This is a genomic window from Pseudoalteromonas sp. G5_S1_14_S5 (genome assembly GCF_054968605.1).
In genome coordinates this window covers 1-1,124 of the sequence record NZ_JBQKUM010000187.1, presented here as the reverse complement: position 1 = coordinate 1,124, position 1,124 = coordinate 1, and the positions used below count along the sequence as shown (strand labels likewise).

The window sequence follows — 1,124 nt, the reverse complement described above, 5'->3', positions numbered from 1 at the left end:
GTGGCCGATAGTGATGCGGGTAGAGGAGGTTGGAAAAAGCAAAGGCTGCATTGTAACGATGCAGATACAGACTTGTGTCTGGTCACGAAAGTGAGCCCACTTCCAACTGGTCTCTCGTTGCGAGAGAGTTTGAAGAACTTTATTAAGGAAGAAAAGCAAATGATGATTTCGAATGAGATTAGTGCATCTTCTGACAGTGCACAGTGGCAATCCATTAACTGGAAGGCCGTAGAGGCGAACGTCTTAAAGCTTCAAATGCGTATCGCAAAGGCAACTAGAGACGGTAAGCACGGCAAAGCAAAAGCATTGCAGTGGATACTGACTCACTCTCGCTCAGCAAAACTTCTTGCTGTTAAGCGAGTCTCTCAAAATAAAGGCAGTAAAACGCCTGGAATAGACGGCGCTGTCTGGAACACAGACACGCGTCGTATGAAAGCAGTAAATCAACTGAGTCGGAAAGCTTATCAAGCGAAACCACTCAAGCGTATCTACATCCCCAAAAAGAACGGTAAGCTCAGACCACTGGGTATTCCATGCATGATTGATAGATCCCAACAAGCTCTCCATCTTCTAGCGTTAGAACCCGTGTCCGAAATGCTTGCCGACCCCAATAGTTATGGCTTTAGACCAAATCGCAGCACGGCTGACGCAATCGGCCAGTGTTTTATCTGTTTGGGTCAGAAACGGTCAGCACAATGGGTTCTTGAAGGGGACATCAAAGCCTGTTTCGACAAAATCGGGCATCAGTGGCTGATGGATAACATCGCCATCGATAAACGGATGTTGGAGCAATGGCTAAAGTCAGGCTTTGTAGACAAAGGGCTGTTTTACGACACCGACGAAGGTACGCCTCAAGGCGGGATTATATCCCCCACCTTGATGCTGATGACGTTATCGGGTCTCGAACAGCGCATTAAGTCTACCGCGCTTAAGAAAGGCGCAAGAGCTAACTTTATTGGATATGCCGACGATTTCGTCGTCACCTGCGCTTCAAAGGAAGTGTTGGAGAACGATATCAAACCATTGATTGCTGACTTCTTAGCGGTACGAGGTTTAACGTTATCCGAAGAGAAAACGCACATTACTCACATCAACGACGGTTTTGACTTCCTTGGGTTCAACCA

Annotated in this window: 1 protein-coding gene; it reads left to right on the top strand. The window is 47.1% G+C overall.

The genetic code is table 11. The features are described 5' to 3' along the window. Nucleotides 1–159: 159 nt before the first annotated feature. On the top strand, nt 160–1,124 hold a 965-nt coding region (locus ACTRWI_RS22470), incomplete at its 3' end, for a reverse transcriptase domain-containing protein (RefSeq protein WP_499133910.1).